The organism is Amycolatopsis sp. lyj-346 (assembly GCF_046548975.1).
Taxonomy (GTDB): Bacteria; Actinomycetota; Actinomycetes; order Mycobacteriales; family Pseudonocardiaceae; genus Amycolatopsis.
Map to the genome: position 1 here is coordinate 41,260 of NZ_JAJPWT010000019.1, position 17,434 is coordinate 58,693.

A 17,434-nucleotide genomic window follows, 5' to 3' on the forward strand; every position below is an offset into this window, starting at 1 on the left:
GACGTTCGTGCTCACTGCCCCCGCTGAGCACGAACCACCGCGGGCCGCGGTGCGAGTCTCCCCGACCTCGCACCGCGGCCCGTTCCACATCTTCGGGAAGCGCCACTTTCCCTAGGAAAGATGCGCGCCGGGCGGTCAGCAGGTGGCACTTTCCCTATGAAAGTGCGGAGCCTTCACATGAAACTCACAGTCGGCGTTCGGCGTTCAGCAGGCGGCGTGGCCGTCGTAGGCGACGCGGGCGGCGGCGATGTCGTCGCGATGCTGCTCCGCCCAGCCGAGCAAGCCGTTCAGGGACTGGTACAGCTCCTTCGCCATCGACGTGGCCTCGTACTCCACGCGCGGCGGGACGGTCGGGTAGATCGTGCGGACCAGCAGGCCGTCCCGCTCGAGGTTGCGCAGGGTCAGCGTCAGCATCCGGCGGCTGATCCCCTCGACCGCGCGTTCCAGTTCGGTGAAGCGCACCGGGCCCCGGATCGCCTCGAGGAGGATGCCGATCGCCCACTTGCCGCTGATCCGGTTGATGACCTCCAGCACCGTGCAGACGTCGAGTTTCTCCGGGTCGATCTCGGTGACCTGGACAGGTACACCGATGTTCCCCTGGGACATGAAAGTGCCTCCTTCCAGCGAACCCTATGGTCACACATGATGGGCACTGTTACAAGAAGTGCCCTGGCAACGACCAGGGGAACTCTCGTCTGGAGGGGCCTGACATGGCCGAGAACCACCCCACCCGCTCCCGCGGCCTCGCGTTGGCGGTCCTGTGCACCGCCTCGCTGATGGTCGTGCTCGACAGCAGCATCGTCGCCGTGGCGCTGCCCGCCATCCAGGCCGACCTCGGGTTCACGCCCGCCGGGCTCGCCTGGGTGGTCACCGCCTACCTGGTCGCCTTCGGTGGCCTGCTCCTGATCTCCGGCCGGCTCGGCGACCTGCTCGGCCGCCGCCGGGTCTTCCTCGGCGGGCTGGGCCTGTTCACGCTCGCTTCGCTGGCCGCGGGCCTGGCCGCGGACGCGGGTGTCCTGGTCGTGGCCCGGTTCGCCCAGGGCGTCGGCGGCGCGCTGGCGTCGGCCGTGGTGCTCGGGATGATCGTCACGATGTACCCGGAGCCACGGGCCCGGGCGAAGGCGATCGGGGTCTACAGCTTCACGCAGGCGGCGGGCGCGTCGATCGGGCTCATCGCGGGTGGCGCGCTGACGCAGGCGCTGAGCTGGCACTGGACGTTCTACGTCAACCTGCCGATCGGCGTGGCGGCGCTGCTGCTGGCCGTCCGGGTGGTCGAGGCGGACCGCGGCACCGGCCTGCGGCAGGGCCTGGACGTGCTCGGCGCGGTCCTGGTCACCGCCGCGGTCATGCTCGGCGTGTACGGCATTTCGTCGTCGTCCTGGGGTGCGGTGGTCGCGGCCGTCGTCCTGCTCGCGGCCTTCGCGGTGCGGCAGGGCAAGGCGCGGACGCCGTTGCTGCCGCTGCGGCTGTTCCGGATCCGCGCGGTGGCCGGCGCGAACGTGGTGATGGTGCTGATGGTCGCCGGGATGCTCGGCTTCCAGTTCGTCACGGCGTTGTACCTGCAGCAGGTGCTGGGCCTCGACGCGCTGGGGACCGGCGTCGCGTTCGTGCCGGTGCCGCTGGTGATCGCGGTGGCGTCGCTGGGCTTCGCCGACCGGCTCGCGGCGCGGTTCGGCCCGCGGGCGGTGCTGCTCTCCGGGCTCGGCCTGGTGATCGTGGGCCTGCTGCTGCTCACCCGCGTTTCGGTCGGTGGCGCGTACTTCACCGACGTCCTGCCGCCGCTGCTCCTGATGGGCCTCGGCGCCGGCGTGGCCATCCCGGCGCTGATGGGCCTGTCGATGGCGGACGTCCCGGCCGCGGACGCCGGCGTGGCGTCCGGCCTGATCAACACGACCCAGCAGGTCGGAGCGGCGGTCGGCACGGCGGTCCTGGCCGCGGTGGCCGCCTCCCGGACCGAGAGCCTCGGTGCGGTCGACCACCGCGAAGCACTGGCGGCCGGGTTTCGGCTGGCCTACGGGGTCAGCGCGGGCTTCCTGATCGCGGCGGTGGCACTGGGCGGCCTGGTCCTGGCCCGCCGCACCCGCCCGGCCCCGGCTTCCGTTCCCGCCGTTCCGGCCGCTCCCGAACCGGAGGTTTGCATCGCCGGTCAGGCGTGACCTCAAGCGCCCCAAGGTGGCCTTGGTTGCGTTCAACGCACCGAAGGCCGCCTTGGGTGCGTTCAACGCACCGAAGGCCACATTGGGGCGCTGGGGCCGGGGGTCAGGTGAGGTAGGCCGAAAGCCCACGGTGGCCCCGCCACATCATCAGCGCGTGGTTCGCGCGGAACAGCGGCCGGGCCACCGTGTCGAAGCGCCGCAGCAACTTCTTCCGGGCCTGGACGTCCTGGGTGATCTCCAGCAGCGTGCCCGCGCCCGCCGCGCGGACCGCGCCCGCCAGGGTCCCGTCGAGGTCGCCGCTGAGCCTGACCCGCATCAGGCCCGAGCGCTCGTCCTGGTGGTCCCGGTGCATCCGGACGATGATCCGGAACGGCAGCCGGGACCGGCAAACCAGTTCGGCGGTGTCGTCGTCCACGCGGCGCACCGCGCGGACGTCCGACCACCACCGCGGGTAGCCGGCGAGGTCGGTGACCACGTCGAACACCCGCCCGGGCGCGGTTCCGGGCAGCAGCCACGTGCTGCGGAACCGGTACTGCGCGCCCGTCACGTCACACCTCGGCCGAGACCAGCTTCCGGCCGTCCACCGTGACGATGTCGACCGACTTCACGTCGTCGGGGGCGACCAGCGCCGACCCGTCGAGCGAGAAGCCCTGGCTCTCCCACTTTTCCGACACCTGCCAGCTGCCGGCGGTCACCGCTTGGCCTTCCTTCGTGGTGACCTGCAGCAGGCACTTCTCGCCGGCTGGAACGCCCTTCACGGCCACGTTCACCCGGACCCAGCCCTGGAACGGGGCCACCGACGCGGCCAGCTGCACGCCGGTCGAGGCGTCGGTCGCCCGGACGTCCTTCGTGCCCGGCACCACCGACTGCGGGCTTGGCACCGCAACGTCCGAGGACGCCGTCTGCCGTCCCACCAGCACGCCGCCACCGAGGGCGGCCACCACCAGCACCGCCGCCGCGACCAGGGCCAGCCCCCGGCGTGACGTCCGGGCCGGAGCCACCCGCTCTTCCTCGTCGCGCACCCGGCGCAGGGTCTTCTGCAGCAGCAGGTCCCCACCCTCGGGCGGCCCTTCGAGGAACGCCTCGGGCGGTACCTCGTCGAGCGAGTCGCGCAGGGCCACGAGCTCGTTCAGGTCGAACCGGCACTGTGCACAGGTCTGCAGGTGCCGCCGCTCGAAGTCGGCCGCCTCCCCGGGATCGAGCGCGCCGAGGGCGTACGCGCCGAGCTGCGTGTGACTCTCGTCCACCGAGTTCATCGCGCCACCTCCGTTCCGCTCGAAATCATCGCTGCTCTGAGTGCTCTTAGTGCGTAGTACGACCTTGATTTCACGGTACCCGGTGCGACGCCCAGTGTTCTCGCCGCTTCGGCCACCGTCCGTCCCCGGTAGTAGATCTCCACCAGGACCTCTCGATGCTCGTTGGACAGCCCGTCCATCGCTCCGAGCACGGTCATCGAGTCGACCACGCCTTGGGCGTGATCGCGCTCGACGGCCGGGGTCGGCACGCCTTCGGCCGGTTCGGCCACCTCTTGTGGCCGTGCCGCCCGGGCCCGTGCCCGGTCGGTGACCAGGTTGCGCGCGACGGTCAGCAACCAGCCGCGCACCGAGCCCTTCCCGTCGTTCTGCAGATCGTCCGCGTGTTTCCACGCTCGGACGAGCGTCTCCTGGACCACGTCCTCGGCTGCCGCGCGATCCCCGGTCAGCCTCGTCGCGTAGGCCAGCAGGCTTCGCCCGTGTTCGGCGTACAGCTGCCGAATCAGGTCTTCGCCTTTGGCCTTCTTAGGCCGCCTGCCTCCTATGGCCACCCTCGTCCTCCCGACGGTGTTCTGAGTCGTCGAGGACAGTAGTGCAACCCTCAGCTCCACCGGCGGTGCGTGCGTCGAGCGCAGCGCGACCATGGTGTTCATCGGCTGCCCGTCCTTCCTCGTCCTGCCCGGAAACCCGTCGTCAGTCAGTACCCGGCGCCGCCGGCCTTCGCGGTGATCTTGCTGCCGTCCGGCGCGACGGCGAACCACGTGCCGTTGGCGCCCTGGCCGTTCATGTCACCCGCGACCTTGTCGCCCGCGTACTCGTACAGCGGCCAGCCGTTGAGCGTGATCTGCGTGCTGCCGTCCTTGCGGGTCGCCGTGCCGACCTGGGTGTCCTGGATGCCCTTGAGCATCGGCGTGGCCACCCCGGCGAGCAGCGGCGGCCACGACGTCACGCATTGGCCGTCACAGTTGGACGTCGGCGGCTGGGAGAGGTCCTTGTCGAACCGGTAGAGCGTCTTGCCGTCGGCGTCGGTGACCACCGCGCCGACCCCCTCGATCGTCGAGACGGCGAGCATCTTGTGCCCCGGCTCCCCGTGTTGCGGCCCTTGCGCGCCGTCGGCCATCTCGCCGCAGGCGGACAACGAGGCGACGGCGACGAGCGCCACCGCGCTGGTGACCACCGGCCGGATACGGTTCATGACGTTCTCTCCTCGGTGAGGGCGGCACCGCCGTCCGGCGGACCTCGACACCTCAGAACACGGCCGCGATCGCGAAACGGTTCAGCCGGATTCACGCCATTCGGTGCCGGTTCGCCGGTGGATTGGTGTGTCCCGGTGATCGGCACGATCTTGTCGCCGTGCGGGCGGGTTCCTAAGCTGATCACGTCCGCGCCGCCGCCCCGCCCGGTCCGGGAGGCTGCCGTGCCCGTCAAACCCCTCGCCCTGGTCGTGCTGCTGGCCACGGGCTGCGCCGCGTCCGCGCCGGCGTTCACGGCGACCCTGACTTCGCCCACGGACGTGCTGCTCGGCTGGCCGGACGACGGCGCGGGCCACCGCGTCGAGTACGCGAACGCCCCGGACGGCCCGTGGACGACCCTGCGGTTCCTGCCGCCGCACGTGACGAGCTACCACCACCCGGACCTGATCCCGGAGACGCCGTTCCACTACCGGGTGCAGCCGTTCACCGGTCCGGTCTCGACAGAGCTGCACGCGCGCGGATCGGGCGACACGGTGACGTTCACGTGGCCGGACCGCACGCCGGACGAAGCCGGGTTCCTGCTGGAGATCCGGCGGCCGGGCGCGACGGAGTTCGACCCGGTCGAGGTGACCGGGCCCGACGTCACGACGTGCGTGCTTTCGCTCCTGCCCGGCGAAGAGGGCTCGGCCTACCAGCTCCGGGCCCTGCACTACGGCCCGCTCTCCCCGGTGGTCCACCAGACCACCGGGAAGGAGCGGTAGCCGCTACTGCGCCGCGAGCACCGTCCGCAGGAACTCGCCCGTGTAGCTGCTCTCGACCTCGGCGACGTGCTCGGGCGTGCCTTCGGCGACCACCTGGCCGCCGCCGGAACCGCCCTCGGGGCCCATGTCGATGATCCAGTCGGAGGTCTTGATCACGTCGAGGTTGTGCTCGATCACGATGACCGAGTTGCCCTTGTCGACCAGCCCGTTGATCACGCCGATCAGCTTGTTGATGTCCTCGAAGTGCAGGCCGGTCGTCGGCTCGTCGAGGATGTACACCGTCTTGCCCGTCGAACGCTTCTGCAGCTCGCTGGCCAGCTTGACGCGCTGCGCCTCGCCGCCGGACAGCGTCGGCGCGGGCTGGCCGAGCCGGACGTAGCCGAGGCCGACGTCCACCAGCGTCTGCAGGTGGCGGTGGATGGCCTTGATCGGCTCGAAGAACTCGGCGGCCTCCTCGATGGGCATGTCGAGCACGTCCGAGACGGTCTTGCCCTTGTAGTGCACCTCGAGGGTCTCCCGGTTGTACCGGGCGCCCTTGCAGACCTCGCACGGGACGTAGACGTCCGGCAGGAAGTTCATCTCGATCTTGATCGTGCCGTCGCCGGCGCACGCCTCGCAGCGGCCGCCCTTGACGTTGAACGAGAACCGGCCCTGCTGGTAGCCGCGCACCTTCGCCTCGGTGGTCGCGGCGAACAGCTTGCGCACGTGGTCCCAGACGCCGGTGTAGGTGGCCGGGTTGGACCGCGGGGTCCGCCCGATCGGCGACTGGTCGACGCGCACCAGCTTGTCGACGTTGTTCAGGCCGTTGATCCGGGTGTGGCGGCCCGGCACCTGGCGGGCGCCGTTGAGCTTGTTCGCCAGCACCGTCGCGAGGATGTCGTTGACCAGCGTGGACTTGCCCGAGCCGGAGACGCCGGTGACCGAGACCAGGCAGCCGAGCGGGAACGAGACGTCGAGGCCGCGCAGGTTGTGCTCACGCGCGCCGACGACGGTCAGCTGCCGCTTCTTGTCGATCGGCCGCCGGATGGCGGGCACCTCGATCTTCCGGCGTCCGGACAGGTACTGCCCGGTCAGCGACTCCTTGCTCTTGAGCAGCTTCTTGTATGGTCCACTGTGGACGATGTGACCGCCGTGCTCGCCGGCGCCGGGGCCGATGTCGACCACCCAGTCGCTGGAGCGGATGGTGTCCTCGTCGTGCTCGACGACGATCAGCGTGTTGCCGAGGTTGCGGAGCCGGGTCAGCGTCTCGATCAGCCGGTGGTTGTCGCGCTGGTGCAGGCCGATCGACGGCTCGTCCAGCACGTACAGCACGCCGACCAGACCGGAACCGATCTGCGTCGCGAGCCGGATCCGCTGCGCCTCGCCGCCCGAGAGCGTCCCCGACGCGCGGTCGAGCGAGAGGTACGTCAGGCCGACGTCGAGCAGGAAGCGCAGCCGCGCCTGGATCTCCTTGAGCACCGCGCCGGCGATCATCGCCTCGCGCTGCCCCAGCTCCAGCTCGTCGAGGAACTGCGACGCCTCCGCGATGGACAGCGCGCAGACTTCGGCGATCGACATGTCACCGCGGGTCTTGTGCGCCAGCGTCACCGCGAGGATCTCCGGCTTGAGCCGGGTGCCCTGGCAGGCCGGGCACGGCACCTCGCGCATGTAGCCCTCGTACCGCTCGCGCATGTAGTCGGACTCGGTCTGCTCCTGCCGCCGTTCGAGGAACGGGATGACGCCCTCGAACGCCGCGTAGTACGAGCGCTGGCGGCCGTAGCGGTTCTTGTAGCGGACGTGGACCTGCTCGTCGACGCCGTGCAGCACCGCCTTCTGGGCGCGCGCGGGCAGCCGCCGCCACGGTGTGTCCATCCGGAAGCCGATGGTCTCCGACAGCGACTCGAGCAGCCGGATGAAGTAGTCCGCGCTCTGCCCGCCCGACCACGGCGCGATCGCGCCCTCGGCCAGCGACAGCTCGTCGTCCGGGACCACCAGTTCCGGGTCGACCTCCTTGCGGATGCCGATGCCGGTGCACTCGGGGCAGGCGCCGTAGGGCGAGTTGAAGGAGAACGAGCGCGGCTCGAGGTCCTCGATCGCCAGGGGGTGGCCGTTGGGGCAGGCCAGGTTCTCGGAGAAGCCGCGGATGCGGTGCGGGTCGTTCTCCGGCAGGTCGACGAACTCGAGTTCGATCAGGCCGTCGGCCAGCCGCAGCGCCGTCTCGACCGAGTCGGTGAGCCGCTGCCGCGACGCCGCCTTCACGCTCAGCCGGTCGATCACCACGCCGATCTGGTGCTTCTCCTGCTTCTTCAGCTTCGGCGGGTCGGTGAGCGGGTGCATGGTGCCGTCGACGATCACGCGCGCGTAGCCCTGCTGCTGCAGGTTCTCGAACAGGTCGACGTACTCGCCCTTGCGGCCGCGCACCACCGGCGCGAGCACCTGGAACCGGGTGCCCTCCTCCATGGCGAGCACCTGGTCGACGATCTGCTGCGGGGTCTGCTTGCTGATCGCCTCGCCGCACTTGGGGCAGTGCGCCTTGCCGGCGCGGGCGTAGAGCAGGCGCAGGTAGTCGTAGACCTCGGTGATCGTGCCCACGGTGGAGCGCGGGTTGCGCGAGGTCGACTTCTGGTCGATCGACACCGCGGGCGAGAGGCCCTCGATGAAGTCGACGTCCGGCTTGTCCATCTGACCCAGGAACTGCCGGGCGTACGCCGAGAGCGACTCGACGTAGCGCCGCTGCCCCTCGGCGAAGATGGTGTCGAAGGCGAGGCTCGACTTCCCGGACCCGGACAGGCCCGTGAACACGATCAGGCTGTCGCGGGGCAGGTCGAGATCCACACCGCGGAGGTTGTGCTCGCGGGCACCGCGAACAACGAGGCGATCAGCCACGCCAGGGTCCTCTCAGGTCATTCTCAGTTGCGGTCGCCGACCCGGTCTCAAGCTGCACGGGTGGCCGCGATCCATGCTACGAGCCACCACCGACAGAAACTGATTCCGCGTCTCTGACCTGCGGTTCTTCGGGCTTCTGGCGCGTGGTGAGCCACCGGTGGGCCGGGCGTTCGACCCCCGCGGTGACCGCCCAGCCCGCCACTACGGCGGCGCCGACGACCGCGGGGAGCCGCAGCCAGCCGGGGAGACCGAGGTCGAGCAGAGCACGGGCCAGGATGTAACCCAGTTCCTGGTGCACCAGATAAAGACCATACGAGATGCCCGCGAGCCAGGTGACGGCCGGGGCGATCCGCACCGAACCGGGGAACCGCCAGTCCGCGCCGCGGGCGGCCAGGCAGACCAGCAGGAGCAGCACGGCGAACCCGATCGTGGACGGCCAGCGCTCGGCGTCCTGCGGCAGCGCGGCGTGGAAGGGGAAGACCTGCAGGTCCTGGGCGGCGACGGCGGCGGCCGCGAAGAGCGCGACGTGCCAGGTCCGCAGCCGGCGCTGCGACCACAGCCAGATCGCGACGCCGACGGCGAAGACGTGCAGGCGGTGCAGGCCCAGGCCGTAGTAGCACGTCTCGAAGACCGGGCTCGCCGTGCCCGGCGCGAAGACGAGGAACCGGAGCGCGAGCGGACCGAGGATCAGCGCCCACAGCAGGGCGACGGTCAGCCGGTGGGTGCGCCACGGCCGCGGCCACAGCAGGGCGGCGCCGGTGAACGCCATCAGCTGCACCGGCAGCGTCCAGTAGGAGCCGTCGAGGTAGTAGAACGTCTCCGACCGGATGCCCCACTCCTGCACCATGCCGAGGTTGGCGAGCAGGTCCAGCCACGTCGGGATGTACCACGGCGAAGGGTTCGTCGGCGGCCCCGGCGGCACGCCGAACAGGAACCCGGTGACGCCGGGCGGGTACGGCAGGCCGCTGAAGGAGACGGCGGCCCACCGCGTCACGACGTACGTCACCAGGACGGCGACCAGGTACGCGGGCACCAGCCGCGCGACGCGGTTCCACAGCCACCGGCGGGGATTGCCCTTGCGCAGGCTGACGCAAACGAAGAAGGCGGAGATCACCAGCAGGATCGCGGCACCGAACTGCGCCGTCACCCGCACGGGGTACCCCGTGAGTTCCGGGTGGAGCAGAGCACCCTGGTGGGTGACGTGCCCGAGGACGACCGCGAGGACGGCGACGACCCGGAGGAGGTCCCAGCTGATCCGGCGCGGCGTCGGGGAGGTGGGCACGGTCGTCCTGAGGTCGGGGCACGCAGCGGCTGGGCGGGGTTCGCGGTGAGCCTACGTGCCGCGGCGCCCGCGCGCTTGTGCGGGTGGAACCGCTTGGAGTGAAACGACTACCGTGTGCTGGGTGAACATCGTGGACACCTACACCGGACACGTCGACCCGGGCGGCGACGCCACCCGCCGCACCCTGGACGCGCTCACCATCACCAAGTTGTCCGTCGGCCCGATGGACAACAACGCGTACCTCCTGGTGTGCCGGCAGTCGAACGAAGCCCTGCTGATCGACGCGGCCAGCGACCCCGAGCGCATCTCCGACCTGATCGGCCACGGCCCGGACCGGCCGGCGCTGAAGACGGTCGTGACGACCCACCAGCACCAGGACCACTGGCAGGCACTGGGCGCGGTCGCGGGCGCCAACGGAGCGAACACGGCGGCCCACCCCCTTGACGCCGAGCCGCTGCCGGTACCGCCGGACTTCCTGGTCGAGCACGGGGACACGCTGACGGTGGGCCAGGTCACCTTGTCGGTGATCCACCTGCGGGGCCACACACCGGGCTCGATCGCCCTGTTGTACCGAGACCCGGCGGGCCACCCGCACCTGTTCACCGGCGACTCGCTGTTCCCGGGCGGGATCGGGAAGACGTCGTCACCGGAGAACTTCACGTCCCTGCTGGACGACGTGGAGACGCGGCTCTTCGGGGAGCTGCCGGACGAGACGTGGTTCTACCCGGGCCACGGCGACGACTCGACGCTGGGCGCGGAGCGGGCGAAGCTCGAGGAGTGGCGCGAGCGCGGCTGGTGAGCGATCGCGTGGGCCGCTCCACCCGGAGCGGCCCACCGGCAACGACAGCAGCCAGGGGGCAGGAGTTGGATCTCGAAGACGCGTTCACCGTGGTCGACACGCCGGTGTACCTGTCAGGACAAAGCGACGACGCGCTTGTCCGGCAGGTACAGCAGCGCAAAGAGTTCAGCCCTCCTCGTGCGGCGTTGTCTCCCGCGACCGGCCTGGAAGAAGGCATCTTCCTCCGTCCGCTCGAGGCCCTGCACTGGTTGACCTACGTGACACGGCCCCGGTACCAGGACGACGTGCTGGACCGGTACCTGTGGTGGGGCCTTCTGCGCTACCTGGGATTCTTCACGCACGACTACTCTCACTCTCGCTTGCCGAAGCTCGCCGTGAGCGACGCCGGCCACCGCATCGCCGGCAACCAGCGGCGCGTGACCTCGGAAGAAATGGGCATCGCGTTCGGGGCGGCCCTGGCTGCGCGCTGGTTCGACGACACCAGTACCGCCACTCTGCGTACGGTGGTCGACATCGACGTGGCCCTGGACGCCCGCTTCGTCTTCGGGTCGAGCGCGGCGGTCGAACACATCGGCACCCGGCGCCCCGACTACCTCCTCATCGGAGGCGACCGGCGGGACAGAAGCCGCTGTGTGCTGCGGGTGCTCGAGTGCAAGGGAACGAAGAACCCCGGCAACGCCGTGCCGCAGCTCGCACGTGCCGTCGGCCAGCTGGATGGGGTAACGGTCGGCGGCCGGGCACCGCGCGGCTTGGCCACCTCGATGGTCACCGGCGAAAGCCGGACGTCGTACCTGGCGCTGGACACCGAAGACGAGGACGATGAGCCGTCCTACGAAGTCACCGCGGAAACGATCGACCGGGTCAAGAGCTTCCGCTTCGAGTCGGACCGGGTCGACGTTTCGGCAGCCGAAATCACGAGTGCCTCGATCCGAGCGTCTTGGGCCACGCTCGCGGACTTCGGCGGCAACCTCGAGGCGATCCAGCTGTGGGCGCCGGAAGTGATGCAGAACCGGATGCAGCGACGGCCGCGAGAGCGGGTGACGTTCGAAACACCGGTGGGAACAGCGCGCGGCACAAGCCTCGTCTTCGGCTTCGGCCGAGAGCGGCTCACCGTCAGGTACGGCATAGCCGCGCGAGTGGATGAACAGCTCACCGGAGGATCCGCCGGGGCAGTGATGGAGGCCCAGCAAGAGTTCGCCGATCAGCTTCAGGAGTGGCGGGACTCGGAGCGGCCACCCGCATCGCGTGAGGTCTACTCCGCGACTGCGGACGGGACGGTCTTCTCGCTGACCCACGGCGACCGCGGCTGACACGGACGGAGCAGCCGGGTAACGATCGAGGACGCCGGGGCAACTCACCGGACGAACCGGACGTCTCTCCCACATACCCAGCGCTGGGGCTTCCACCGGTCCGTTCTGCCAGGAGGCCCACCATGTCCACACCGAAGCTGCGCGCACTCGCCGCCGTCACCCTGCTGATCGCCGGGGGCGGGATCCTCGCCGCCGCGGGGCCCGCACAGGCCGCCGGTCCCGGTACCGCCACCATGACCAACATCCGGACCGGGCTCAACGCCGGGTTCGACCGGGTCGTGCTCGATCTCTCCAGTGGGCCCGCGCCCGCCGTCTCCTACCAGCTCGTCGACGAGCTGACCGCCGACGCGAGCGGGGAAGTCGTGTGGCTCACCGGGGAGTTCTTCATCAACGTCGCCGCCACCCCGGCGGCCGCGCACGACGGCGACGGCAACCCGACCTACCCCGGGCCGCGGAAGTTCCGGACGCGGAACCTGCGCAACGTCATGGCCGTCGCCGTCACCGGGGACTTCGAGGGGCAGCTGTCCGTCGGGCTCGGCGTGCGGTCGCGGACCGCGGTGAACGTCTTCACGCTCACCGCGCCCAACCGCGTCGTGATCGACGTCGCCCACTGAACCGGCGGGCGGGGGAGTCAGCCGCGCTCGTAGGGCGTCTTCTCCCCCGCCTCGACCGCGAACGGCAGGTGGTTGCCCGCCGGCGGCAGCGGGCACGTCGCGAAGTCCGTGAACGCGCACGGCAGGTTCACCGCGCGGTTGAAGTCCAGGGTCACCGAACCGTCCGCGGCCGGCGGCCCGACCGGCAGCGACCGGTTGGCCGCGTAGGTCGTCACGCCGCTGGTTTCGTCGGTGAACAGGATGCTGAGGCCGCCGTCCTTGCCGTTGAACGCCGTCAGCGTGTGTGACGCTCCATCACGGGAGAAGTGGACGACGCCCGGCGCCGTGTAGACGTGGCTCAGGCCCTCCACGACCGCGCCCACGGTGGTCGGCCGCGGCTCGGCGAAGGCTTCGAACCGCCCGGACAGCACCCAGGACGGCGACGGCTCGTACGCCGGGACGCCGCGGAACTCGCGCAGCACCTCGGCCTTCGGGTCGTGGACGCGGATCAGGTACCCGGACCGGCGGGCCACCTCGATTTCGACGTCGCCGGCCAGCACCCGCGTGCCCGCGCCGCTGTTGACCAGCTCGAACCGCCGGACGCCGGTGATCGGCTCGCCTTCGTGCGCCAGCGAGGCGCCGGCCGGGTCGACGTAGGCCGCGTCGGCGTCCTGCCACCAGCGGCCCGGGATGCCGGGGTACTCCCGCGGGGAGTCCGTCAGCCAGTCCAGCGAAACCAGCGCCAGCCAGCCGTGCGGCTCGGCCAGGTCGGTCTCGCGCCGGGCCTTCCAGTCCTGCCACTCCTGGGTGAACGTGCTCATCGCGGCGCCCCTTCCGTCGGCTACGACCATGCCAACCCGGGCTGCGCGCCGCTATTCCGCGTCCCAGCATCCGGACGGCCAGTACTCCGGCGGCCAATGCGTCGGCGGCCAGTGCTCCGGCGGGTCAGTGCTCCGGCGGGTCGAAGGACCACTGCAGCCCGTAGCTCAGGCCCTGGTGCAGGTCGTGGAACTCGAGGCCGACCTCGCCGACCCGGTTGATCGTCAGCGCGTCGCCCGAGTCGACGCCGTCGTCGACCACGCGGCCCGGTACGCCGTTGAGGCGCCACACCCGCGACGGCGGTGCCGCCCGGTCGAACCGGACCCGCACCGAGAACTCCTCGCAGCGGCGCAACGGCGTCATGGCGTAGTACGGCCGCAGTTGCGTGCGCCTCGGCGTGAACCGGATGCCGTACTCGTGGCGCTGGCCGAGCCGCAGCGGGTTCGGCAGCCGCATGATGAACTGCGCGTGGCTCGCCGACACCTGGCGCGCTTCGACGATTTCACCGCCGAACAGCGCGTCCGCGGTGATGTCCGGCACCGGGTCGCTACCCGGTTCGGCCGGCACGCTGAACGGCAGGACCAGCTCGTCGAGCTCGTCGACCTCCGCGACGATCCGGCGCTCCTCCTGCAGTTCCGGCGGGTCGCGGTCGAGCCGGAGCCTCGCCTTCATCGACTCGATGTACCAGCCGGCCAGCGGGTGCAGGTCACTGCGGGGCGCGGGCGCGCCGAGCAGCTCGTCGAGACGGCGGAACGCCAGGTCGATCCGGCGGCGGGCGGTGCGCGGGTCGCGGTCGAGGACGCTGGCCAGCCACGAGATCCGCCGGTCGAGGAACTCCCCCGCGGCCTCCTCGTGCAGGCCGAGCGCCGCGAGCGCGGCCAGCTTCAGGTCCGGCGGCAGCCGCCCGCACAGCTCGGTCAGCCGCAGCACGAGCTTCTGGCGCGCGGCGGCGGGCTGGTCGGATTCGGTGATCGCGCACGCCGCCCGCAGGCAGGGGCCGATCCGCTGGTGCAGGTCCGCCGCGTCGAGCCCGCGGCCGCGGCGGAGTTCGTTCAGCTCGCGCACGAACGGGAAGGTGTGTTCTTCCGTCGTCCCACCCCCTCGTTCCCGCGCGGAAGATTTGCCCACGTTACCAGTTTCCGTTCTTGCCAAGAAGGGACAGATCCGGGACATCGATATTCGCGGAATGCCCGGCCGGCCGACCCCCCACGAGCCGGCCGACCGGGTTCCGGCACGGCTCAGGCGGCCCCGAAGATCAGGGCCCAGATCGAGTGGCTCTCCATCAGACACACCTCCTCATCGCTGTACCCAGGCCGAGGCGGAAAGCGGCGCGGAGCCGTGGAACGTCGGCGCGGCCGGCTCCGCCGCGTTTCCGGCAGCCACCGCGAAACCCGCGACGGCGCCGACCACGAACGCGGTGAAGACCGATTTCACCAGGGTCAAAATTTTGCAGTAGACGTTCACGACAAGGACTCCCCGACCTCGCTCGAATTGGAATCCGGCCGGATGGCATCGCATTCTTTTCCGGCCGGGTTCCAGGATGCCCCGGGCGGCGTGTCCCCTCAGAGGCCCGCTGTCACGGGTGTTGTGTGCCGTTTGGCTCAGAGTGGGCGAAGGCGCGCAGGACGCGCAGCTCGCGGATGAGGAACCGGCGGCGGCCGGTTTCGACGATCCCGCGCTCCCGCAGCACCCGCAGCGCCCGTGCGACGGTACGCCGGGCGGCGCCGATCTGCGCGGCGATGTCCTCCTGCGACAGCGCGTCGACGACCACCCCCTCCGGCACGGTCCGGCCGCGTTCCTCGGCCAGCCGGACCAGCACCACCGCGACGCGGCGGCTGACGTCGAAGGCGGCCGAGTCGATCCGGGCGGACTCGGCGCTGCGGAGCCGGGCCGCGACCGTCTTGATCGTGGCGATGGCGATCGACGGCCGCGCGTGCAGGACGTCGACGAACTCCGCACCGGTGAGCTGGAAGACGGTGCAGGGCTCGATCGCGCGCACCGACGCCGACCGCGGCCGCCCGGTGACCGCGGCGAGGTCGCCCAGCACCTCGCCGGGACCGCGCAACCCGAAGAGCACTTCGCGGCCGTCCTCGACGATCGTGGAGACGCGCACCCAGCCGGAGACCAGCACGTGGACGTGGTCGGACGGGTCGCCTTCCATGAGCACGACGTCGTTCGCGCGGAACCGGCGCCGGGTGCCCCGGGCGAGCAGGTACTCGCGATCGGTGTCGGCGAGGTAGGCCAGCAGTGCCCCCTCCGCCGTGTCGTCCTGCCCGTTCATGGTTCCCCTCCGGAGGCCCACCGTAACCCGACGTGGCGGCTCCCGGCGAGCACCGCGACCGGTAGGGTCGCCGCGTGGACGTGGAGATCTACACCGACGGCGCGTGCAGCGGAAACCCGGGACCGGGCGGCTGGGGCGCGGTGCTGCGGTACGGCAGGCACGAGCGCGAGCTGTACGGCGGCGAAGCCACCCCGACGACGAACAACCGCATGGAGCTGACCGCCCCGATCCGCGCGCTGGAGAGCCTGACCCGGCCGTCGCAGGTGCGGGTGTTCACGGACAGCACGTACGTGCGCAACGGGATCACGCAGTGGCTGCCCCGCTGGAAGAACAACGGCTGGCAGACGACAGCGCGCGAACCGGTGAAGAACGCGGACCTGTGGAAGCGCCTCGACGCGGCGATCGGCGAGCACCAGGTCGAGTGGCTGTGGGTCAAGGGCCACGCGGGCCACCCGGAGAACGAGCGAGCGGACCGGCTCGCGGTGCGGGGTGCGCAGGAGGCACGGGAAAGCGGGAAGCCGGTCAACGCGGGTTAGTCCGGTGTGGACGGTCGTGGCAGAATTTCCCGATGCCTCCCGCTCCGTGCCCGTGCGGCCTCGCCGAGTCCTACGCCGCCTGTTGCGGCCGGTTCCACGGTGGCAGCCTCACCGCTCCCACCGCCGAACTGCTCATGCGCTCGCGGTTCAGCGCCTTCGCCGTCGGCGACACCGCCTACCTGCTGCGCACCTGGCACCCCCGCACGCGGCCCCGGCAGCTCAAGCTCGATCCCGGCCAGGAGTGGACGCGGCTGGAGATCCTCGGCCGCACCGGGGGCGGCCTGCTGCACACCGAAGGCACCGTCGAGTTCCGGGCGCACTACCGCCACCAGGGCCGGGACGGCTTCCTCGAAGAGAACAGCCGCTTCCGGCGTGAGGACGGCCACTGGGTCTACCTCGACGCGGAAGCGTAAAGCCGTCCCAGCCGGGCCCGCCCTCGTGCTAAACAGTGCGGCGATGGGAAAACTGACGCGCCGCGCCCGTGCCAAGGCGGACTACTTCGGTTTCATCGGTGCCCGGGAATGGCCGCTCGCCGCCTCGGGGCTCGGGGTGCTGCGTCGGAGTACCTCGCCGTGCCCGCCCGCGGGACCGCGCTGGTCAGCGCCGCGATCGACCGTGACCTGTGGGAAGAGCGGCACACCATCGACGTCGCCGAGGAGCCCTACCGGCTGCCGCCCTCGCTCAAGGCGACCGCGCCGCACGTGCTGCCGCTCCGCGCGCGTGGCCGGCTGCTGTTCAACGGCCCGATCGTCGGCATGCGCGGCGATCCGCTGCCCGCCGCCGGCGCCCGGCCCGCGCCGATCCGGCTGCACCGGGCGCGGTTCTTCGACGCCGTTTGCTCGAACGAGCTCGCCGCGCTCCGCATCACCCGCACCGACACCGGCGAAGAGTACGACCTGCGCAAGGCCGAGCTCACCGACACCGCCGGTGCCCTCCGGGAGCTGAGCGGCAGTACGCTGGCCGATCTCGTCGGCGTCTCGACGGTCGCGTTCACCACCGACGGCAAGCTGGTCACCGTCCGGCAGTCGTCGCTCAACTCCGTCAGCGGGCTGCTGCTCGCCCCCTCGGGCAGCGGCTCGCTCGAGCCGCGCGACCTGCGCACGCCCGACGGCAGCCCGCGCCGGTTCCTCCACACCGCGGTCCGCGCCGGGATGGAACGCGAACTGTGCGAGGAGAGCGGCCTCACCCCCGCGGATGTCCGGGAGACGAAGGTGGTCGGCTTCGCGCGCTGGATGGAGCGCGGCGCCAAGCCGGAGTTCTTCGGCCTGACCCGGCTCGCGGTCGGCAGTGCCGAGGTCACCCGGCGCCGTCCGGTCAGCGGCGAGCGGCTCTACAGCGCCGGCCTGACGCTCTTCGACGTCGACCTCCCCGCGATCGGTGCCGCGCTGGCCGGGGGTGTCCCGCTCAGCGAGGCACTTCCCCCACGGCTTTGGGAAGACGGTTCCCTGCCGCTCCTGCTGGCCCTGCGCGCCGCCGCGGCGTGGCAGGCCGCCCGCGTCTGACGAAACGCCCCTGTTCTCCGCGTGATCGGGCCGCTACGATCGTCCGCAATAGTTAGGAAAGTTCCCTAACGATCGTTCCCGCCG

The 17,434-nt window shown here is 71.0% G+C and carries 19 protein-coding genes; 8 read left to right on the forward strand and 11 right to left on the reverse strand.

Annotated features, from left to right (window positions below; translation table 11 throughout):
• Positions 1–204: 204 nt before the first annotated feature.
• Complete coding sequence (locus ACLJQE_RS38000; protein WP_410644425.1) at positions 205–606, reverse strand: winged helix-turn-helix transcriptional regulator; 402 nt, start codon at positions 604–606, stop codon at positions 205–207.
• A 104-nt stretch (positions 607–710) separates the two neighbouring features.
• Here ACLJQE_RS38000 and ACLJQE_RS38005 point away from each other — a divergent pair, with 104 nt between their 5' ends.
• On the forward strand, positions 711–2,156 hold the full coding sequence (locus tag ACLJQE_RS38005) for an MFS transporter (protein ID WP_410644426.1): 1,446 nt from the start codon (positions 711–713) through the stop codon (positions 2,154–2,156).
• A gap of 103 nt (positions 2,157–2,259) precedes the next feature.
• On the opposite strand, the gene ACLJQE_RS38010 is transcribed toward ACLJQE_RS38005, so the two are convergent.
• From ACLJQE_RS38010 to ACLJQE_RS38025, 4 genes are all read right to left on the reverse strand, one after another.
• A complete protein-coding gene (locus tag ACLJQE_RS38010) occupies positions 2,260–2,703 on the reverse strand; it encodes an SRPBCC family protein (RefSeq protein ID WP_410644427.1) in 444 nt (147 codons plus the stop codon).
• 1 nt (position 2,704) lies between these two features.
• Positions 2,705–3,412 (reverse strand): anti-sigma factor family protein, encoded by a 708-nt coding sequence (locus ACLJQE_RS38015; RefSeq protein WP_410644428.1) that lies wholly within the window; start codon positions 3,410–3,412, stop codon positions 2,705–2,707.
• Positions 3,409–3,960, reverse strand: a complete 552-nt coding sequence (locus ACLJQE_RS38020; protein ID WP_026469270.1) for a sigma-70 family RNA polymerase sigma factor — start codon at positions 3,958–3,960, stop codon at positions 3,409–3,411. Before ACLJQE_RS38020 ends, ACLJQE_RS38015 begins: the two co-directional genes overlap by 4 nt.
• Positions 3,961–4,106: 146 nt before the next feature.
• Positions 4,107–4,604 carry a hypothetical protein gene (locus ACLJQE_RS38025; RefSeq protein ID WP_410644429.1) on the reverse strand — a complete coding sequence of 166 codons (498 nt, stop codon included), beginning with the start codon at positions 4,602–4,604 and terminating at the stop codon, positions 4,107–4,109.
• Between the two features lie 222 nt (positions 4,605–4,826).
• Between ACLJQE_RS38025 and ACLJQE_RS38030 the strand changes: the two genes are divergently transcribed.
• A complete protein-coding gene (locus tag ACLJQE_RS38030; protein ID WP_410644430.1) occupies positions 4,827–5,363 on the forward strand; it encodes a fibronectin type III domain-containing protein in 537 nt (178 codons plus the stop codon).
• Positions 5,364–5,366: 3 nt separating this feature from the next.
• On the opposite strand, the gene uvrA is transcribed toward ACLJQE_RS38030, so the two are convergent.
• Positions 5,367–8,228, reverse strand: coding sequence for an excinuclease ABC subunit UvrA (gene uvrA / locus ACLJQE_RS38035; protein ID WP_410644431.1), 2,862 nt, complete (start codon positions 8,226–8,228; stop codon positions 5,367–5,369).
• Positions 8,229–8,304: 76 nt separating this feature from the next.
• The gene (locus ACLJQE_RS38040) at positions 8,305–9,510 is read right to left on the reverse strand and encodes an acyltransferase family protein (protein ID WP_410644432.1); all 1,206 of its coding nucleotides are present in this window, start codon (positions 9,508–9,510) and stop codon (positions 8,305–8,307) included.
• Between the two features lie 121 nt (positions 9,511–9,631).
• Here ACLJQE_RS38040 and ACLJQE_RS38045 point away from each other — a divergent pair, with 121 nt between their 5' ends.
• From ACLJQE_RS38045 to ACLJQE_RS38055, 3 genes are all read left to right on the forward strand, one after another.
• The gene (locus tag ACLJQE_RS38045) at positions 9,632–10,309 is read left to right on the forward strand and encodes an MBL fold metallo-hydrolase (RefSeq protein WP_410644433.1); all 678 of its coding nucleotides are present in this window, start codon (positions 9,632–9,634) and stop codon (positions 10,307–10,309) included.
• 65 nt (positions 10,310–10,374) lie between these two features.
• Positions 10,375–11,619 (forward strand): hypothetical protein, encoded by a 1,245-nt coding sequence (locus ACLJQE_RS38050; protein ID WP_410644434.1) that lies wholly within the window; start codon positions 10,375–10,377, stop codon positions 11,617–11,619.
• A gap of 122 nt (positions 11,620–11,741) precedes the next feature.
• A complete protein-coding gene (locus ACLJQE_RS38055; protein ID WP_410644435.1) occupies positions 11,742–12,233 on the forward strand; it encodes a hypothetical protein in 492 nt (163 codons plus the stop codon).
• Between the two features lie 17 nt (positions 12,234–12,250).
• Here ACLJQE_RS38055 and ACLJQE_RS38060 read toward each other — a convergent pair whose 3' ends face one another.
• The 4 genes from ACLJQE_RS38060 to ACLJQE_RS38075 form a co-directional block, all read right to left on the reverse strand.
• On the reverse strand, positions 12,251–13,033 hold the full coding sequence (locus ACLJQE_RS38060; RefSeq protein ID WP_410644436.1) for a DUF1684 domain-containing protein: 783 nt from the start codon (positions 13,031–13,033) through the stop codon (positions 12,251–12,253).
• A gap of 124 nt (positions 13,034–13,157) precedes the next feature.
• Complete coding sequence (locus ACLJQE_RS38065; RefSeq protein ID WP_410644437.1) at positions 13,158–14,096, reverse strand: hypothetical protein; 939 nt, start codon at positions 14,094–14,096, stop codon at positions 13,158–13,160.
• Positions 14,097–14,327: 231 nt separating this feature from the next.
• The gene (locus ACLJQE_RS38070; RefSeq protein WP_410644438.1) at positions 14,328–14,495 is read right to left on the reverse strand and encodes a hypothetical protein; all 168 of its coding nucleotides are present in this window, start codon (positions 14,493–14,495) and stop codon (positions 14,328–14,330) included.
• Between the two features lie 112 nt (positions 14,496–14,607).
• Positions 14,608–15,312 carry a Crp/Fnr family transcriptional regulator gene (locus tag ACLJQE_RS38075; RefSeq protein WP_410644439.1) on the reverse strand — a complete coding sequence of 235 codons (705 nt, stop codon included), beginning with the start codon at positions 15,310–15,312 and terminating at the stop codon, positions 14,608–14,610.
• Positions 15,313–15,386: 74 nt separating this feature from the next.
• On the opposite strand from ACLJQE_RS38075, the gene rnhA reads away from it, so the two are divergent.
• From rnhA to ACLJQE_RS38090, 3 genes are all read left to right on the forward strand, one after another.
• The gene (gene rnhA / locus ACLJQE_RS38080) at positions 15,387–15,848 is read left to right on the forward strand and encodes a ribonuclease HI (protein ID WP_410644440.1); all 462 of its coding nucleotides are present in this window, start codon (positions 15,387–15,389) and stop codon (positions 15,846–15,848) included.
• A 32-nt stretch (positions 15,849–15,880) separates the two neighbouring features.
• Complete coding sequence (locus tag ACLJQE_RS38085; RefSeq protein WP_410644441.1) at positions 15,881–16,261, forward strand: YchJ family protein; 381 nt, start codon at positions 15,881–15,883, stop codon at positions 16,259–16,261.
• Between the two features lie 108 nt (positions 16,262–16,369).
• Entirely contained in the window at positions 16,370–17,350 is a 981-nt protein-coding gene (locus ACLJQE_RS38090; protein WP_410644442.1) for a hypothetical protein, read from the forward strand.
• The last annotated feature ends 84 nt before the right edge of the window (positions 17,351–17,434 follow it).

Coding starts and splice junctions, on each gene's coding strand:
- ACLJQE_RS38075 (WP_410644439.1), bottom strand. CDS start 15,312: ATGAACGGGCAGGACGACACGGCGGAGGGGGCACTGCTGGCCTACCTC.
- ACLJQE_RS38015 (WP_410644428.1), bottom strand. CDS start 3,412: ATGAACTCGGTGGACGAGAGTCACACGCAGCTCGGCGCGTACGCCCTC.
- ACLJQE_RS38025 (WP_410644429.1), bottom strand. CDS start 4,604: ATGAACCGTATCCGGCCGGTGGTCACCAGCGCGGTGGCGCTCGTCGCC.
- ACLJQE_RS38060 (WP_410644436.1), bottom strand. CDS start 13,033: ATGAGCACGTTCACCCAGGAGTGGCAGGACTGGAAGGCCCGGCGCGAG.
- ACLJQE_RS38055 (WP_410644435.1), top strand. CDS start 11,742: ATGTCCACACCGAAGCTGCGCGCACTCGCCGCCGTCACCCTGCTGATC.
- ACLJQE_RS38085 (WP_410644441.1), top strand. CDS start 15,881: ATGCCTCCCGCTCCGTGCCCGTGCGGCCTCGCCGAGTCCTACGCCGCC.
- ACLJQE_RS38005 (WP_410644426.1), top strand. CDS start 711: ATGGCCGAGAACCACCCCACCCGCTCCCGCGGCCTCGCGTTGGCGGTC.
- ACLJQE_RS38000 (WP_410644425.1), bottom strand. CDS start 606: ATGTCCCAGGGGAACATCGGTGTACCTGTCCAGGTCACCGAGATCGAC.
- ACLJQE_RS38090 (WP_410644442.1), top strand. CDS start 16,370: ATGGCCGCTCGCCGCCTCGGGGCTCGGGGTGCTGCGTCGGAGTACCTC.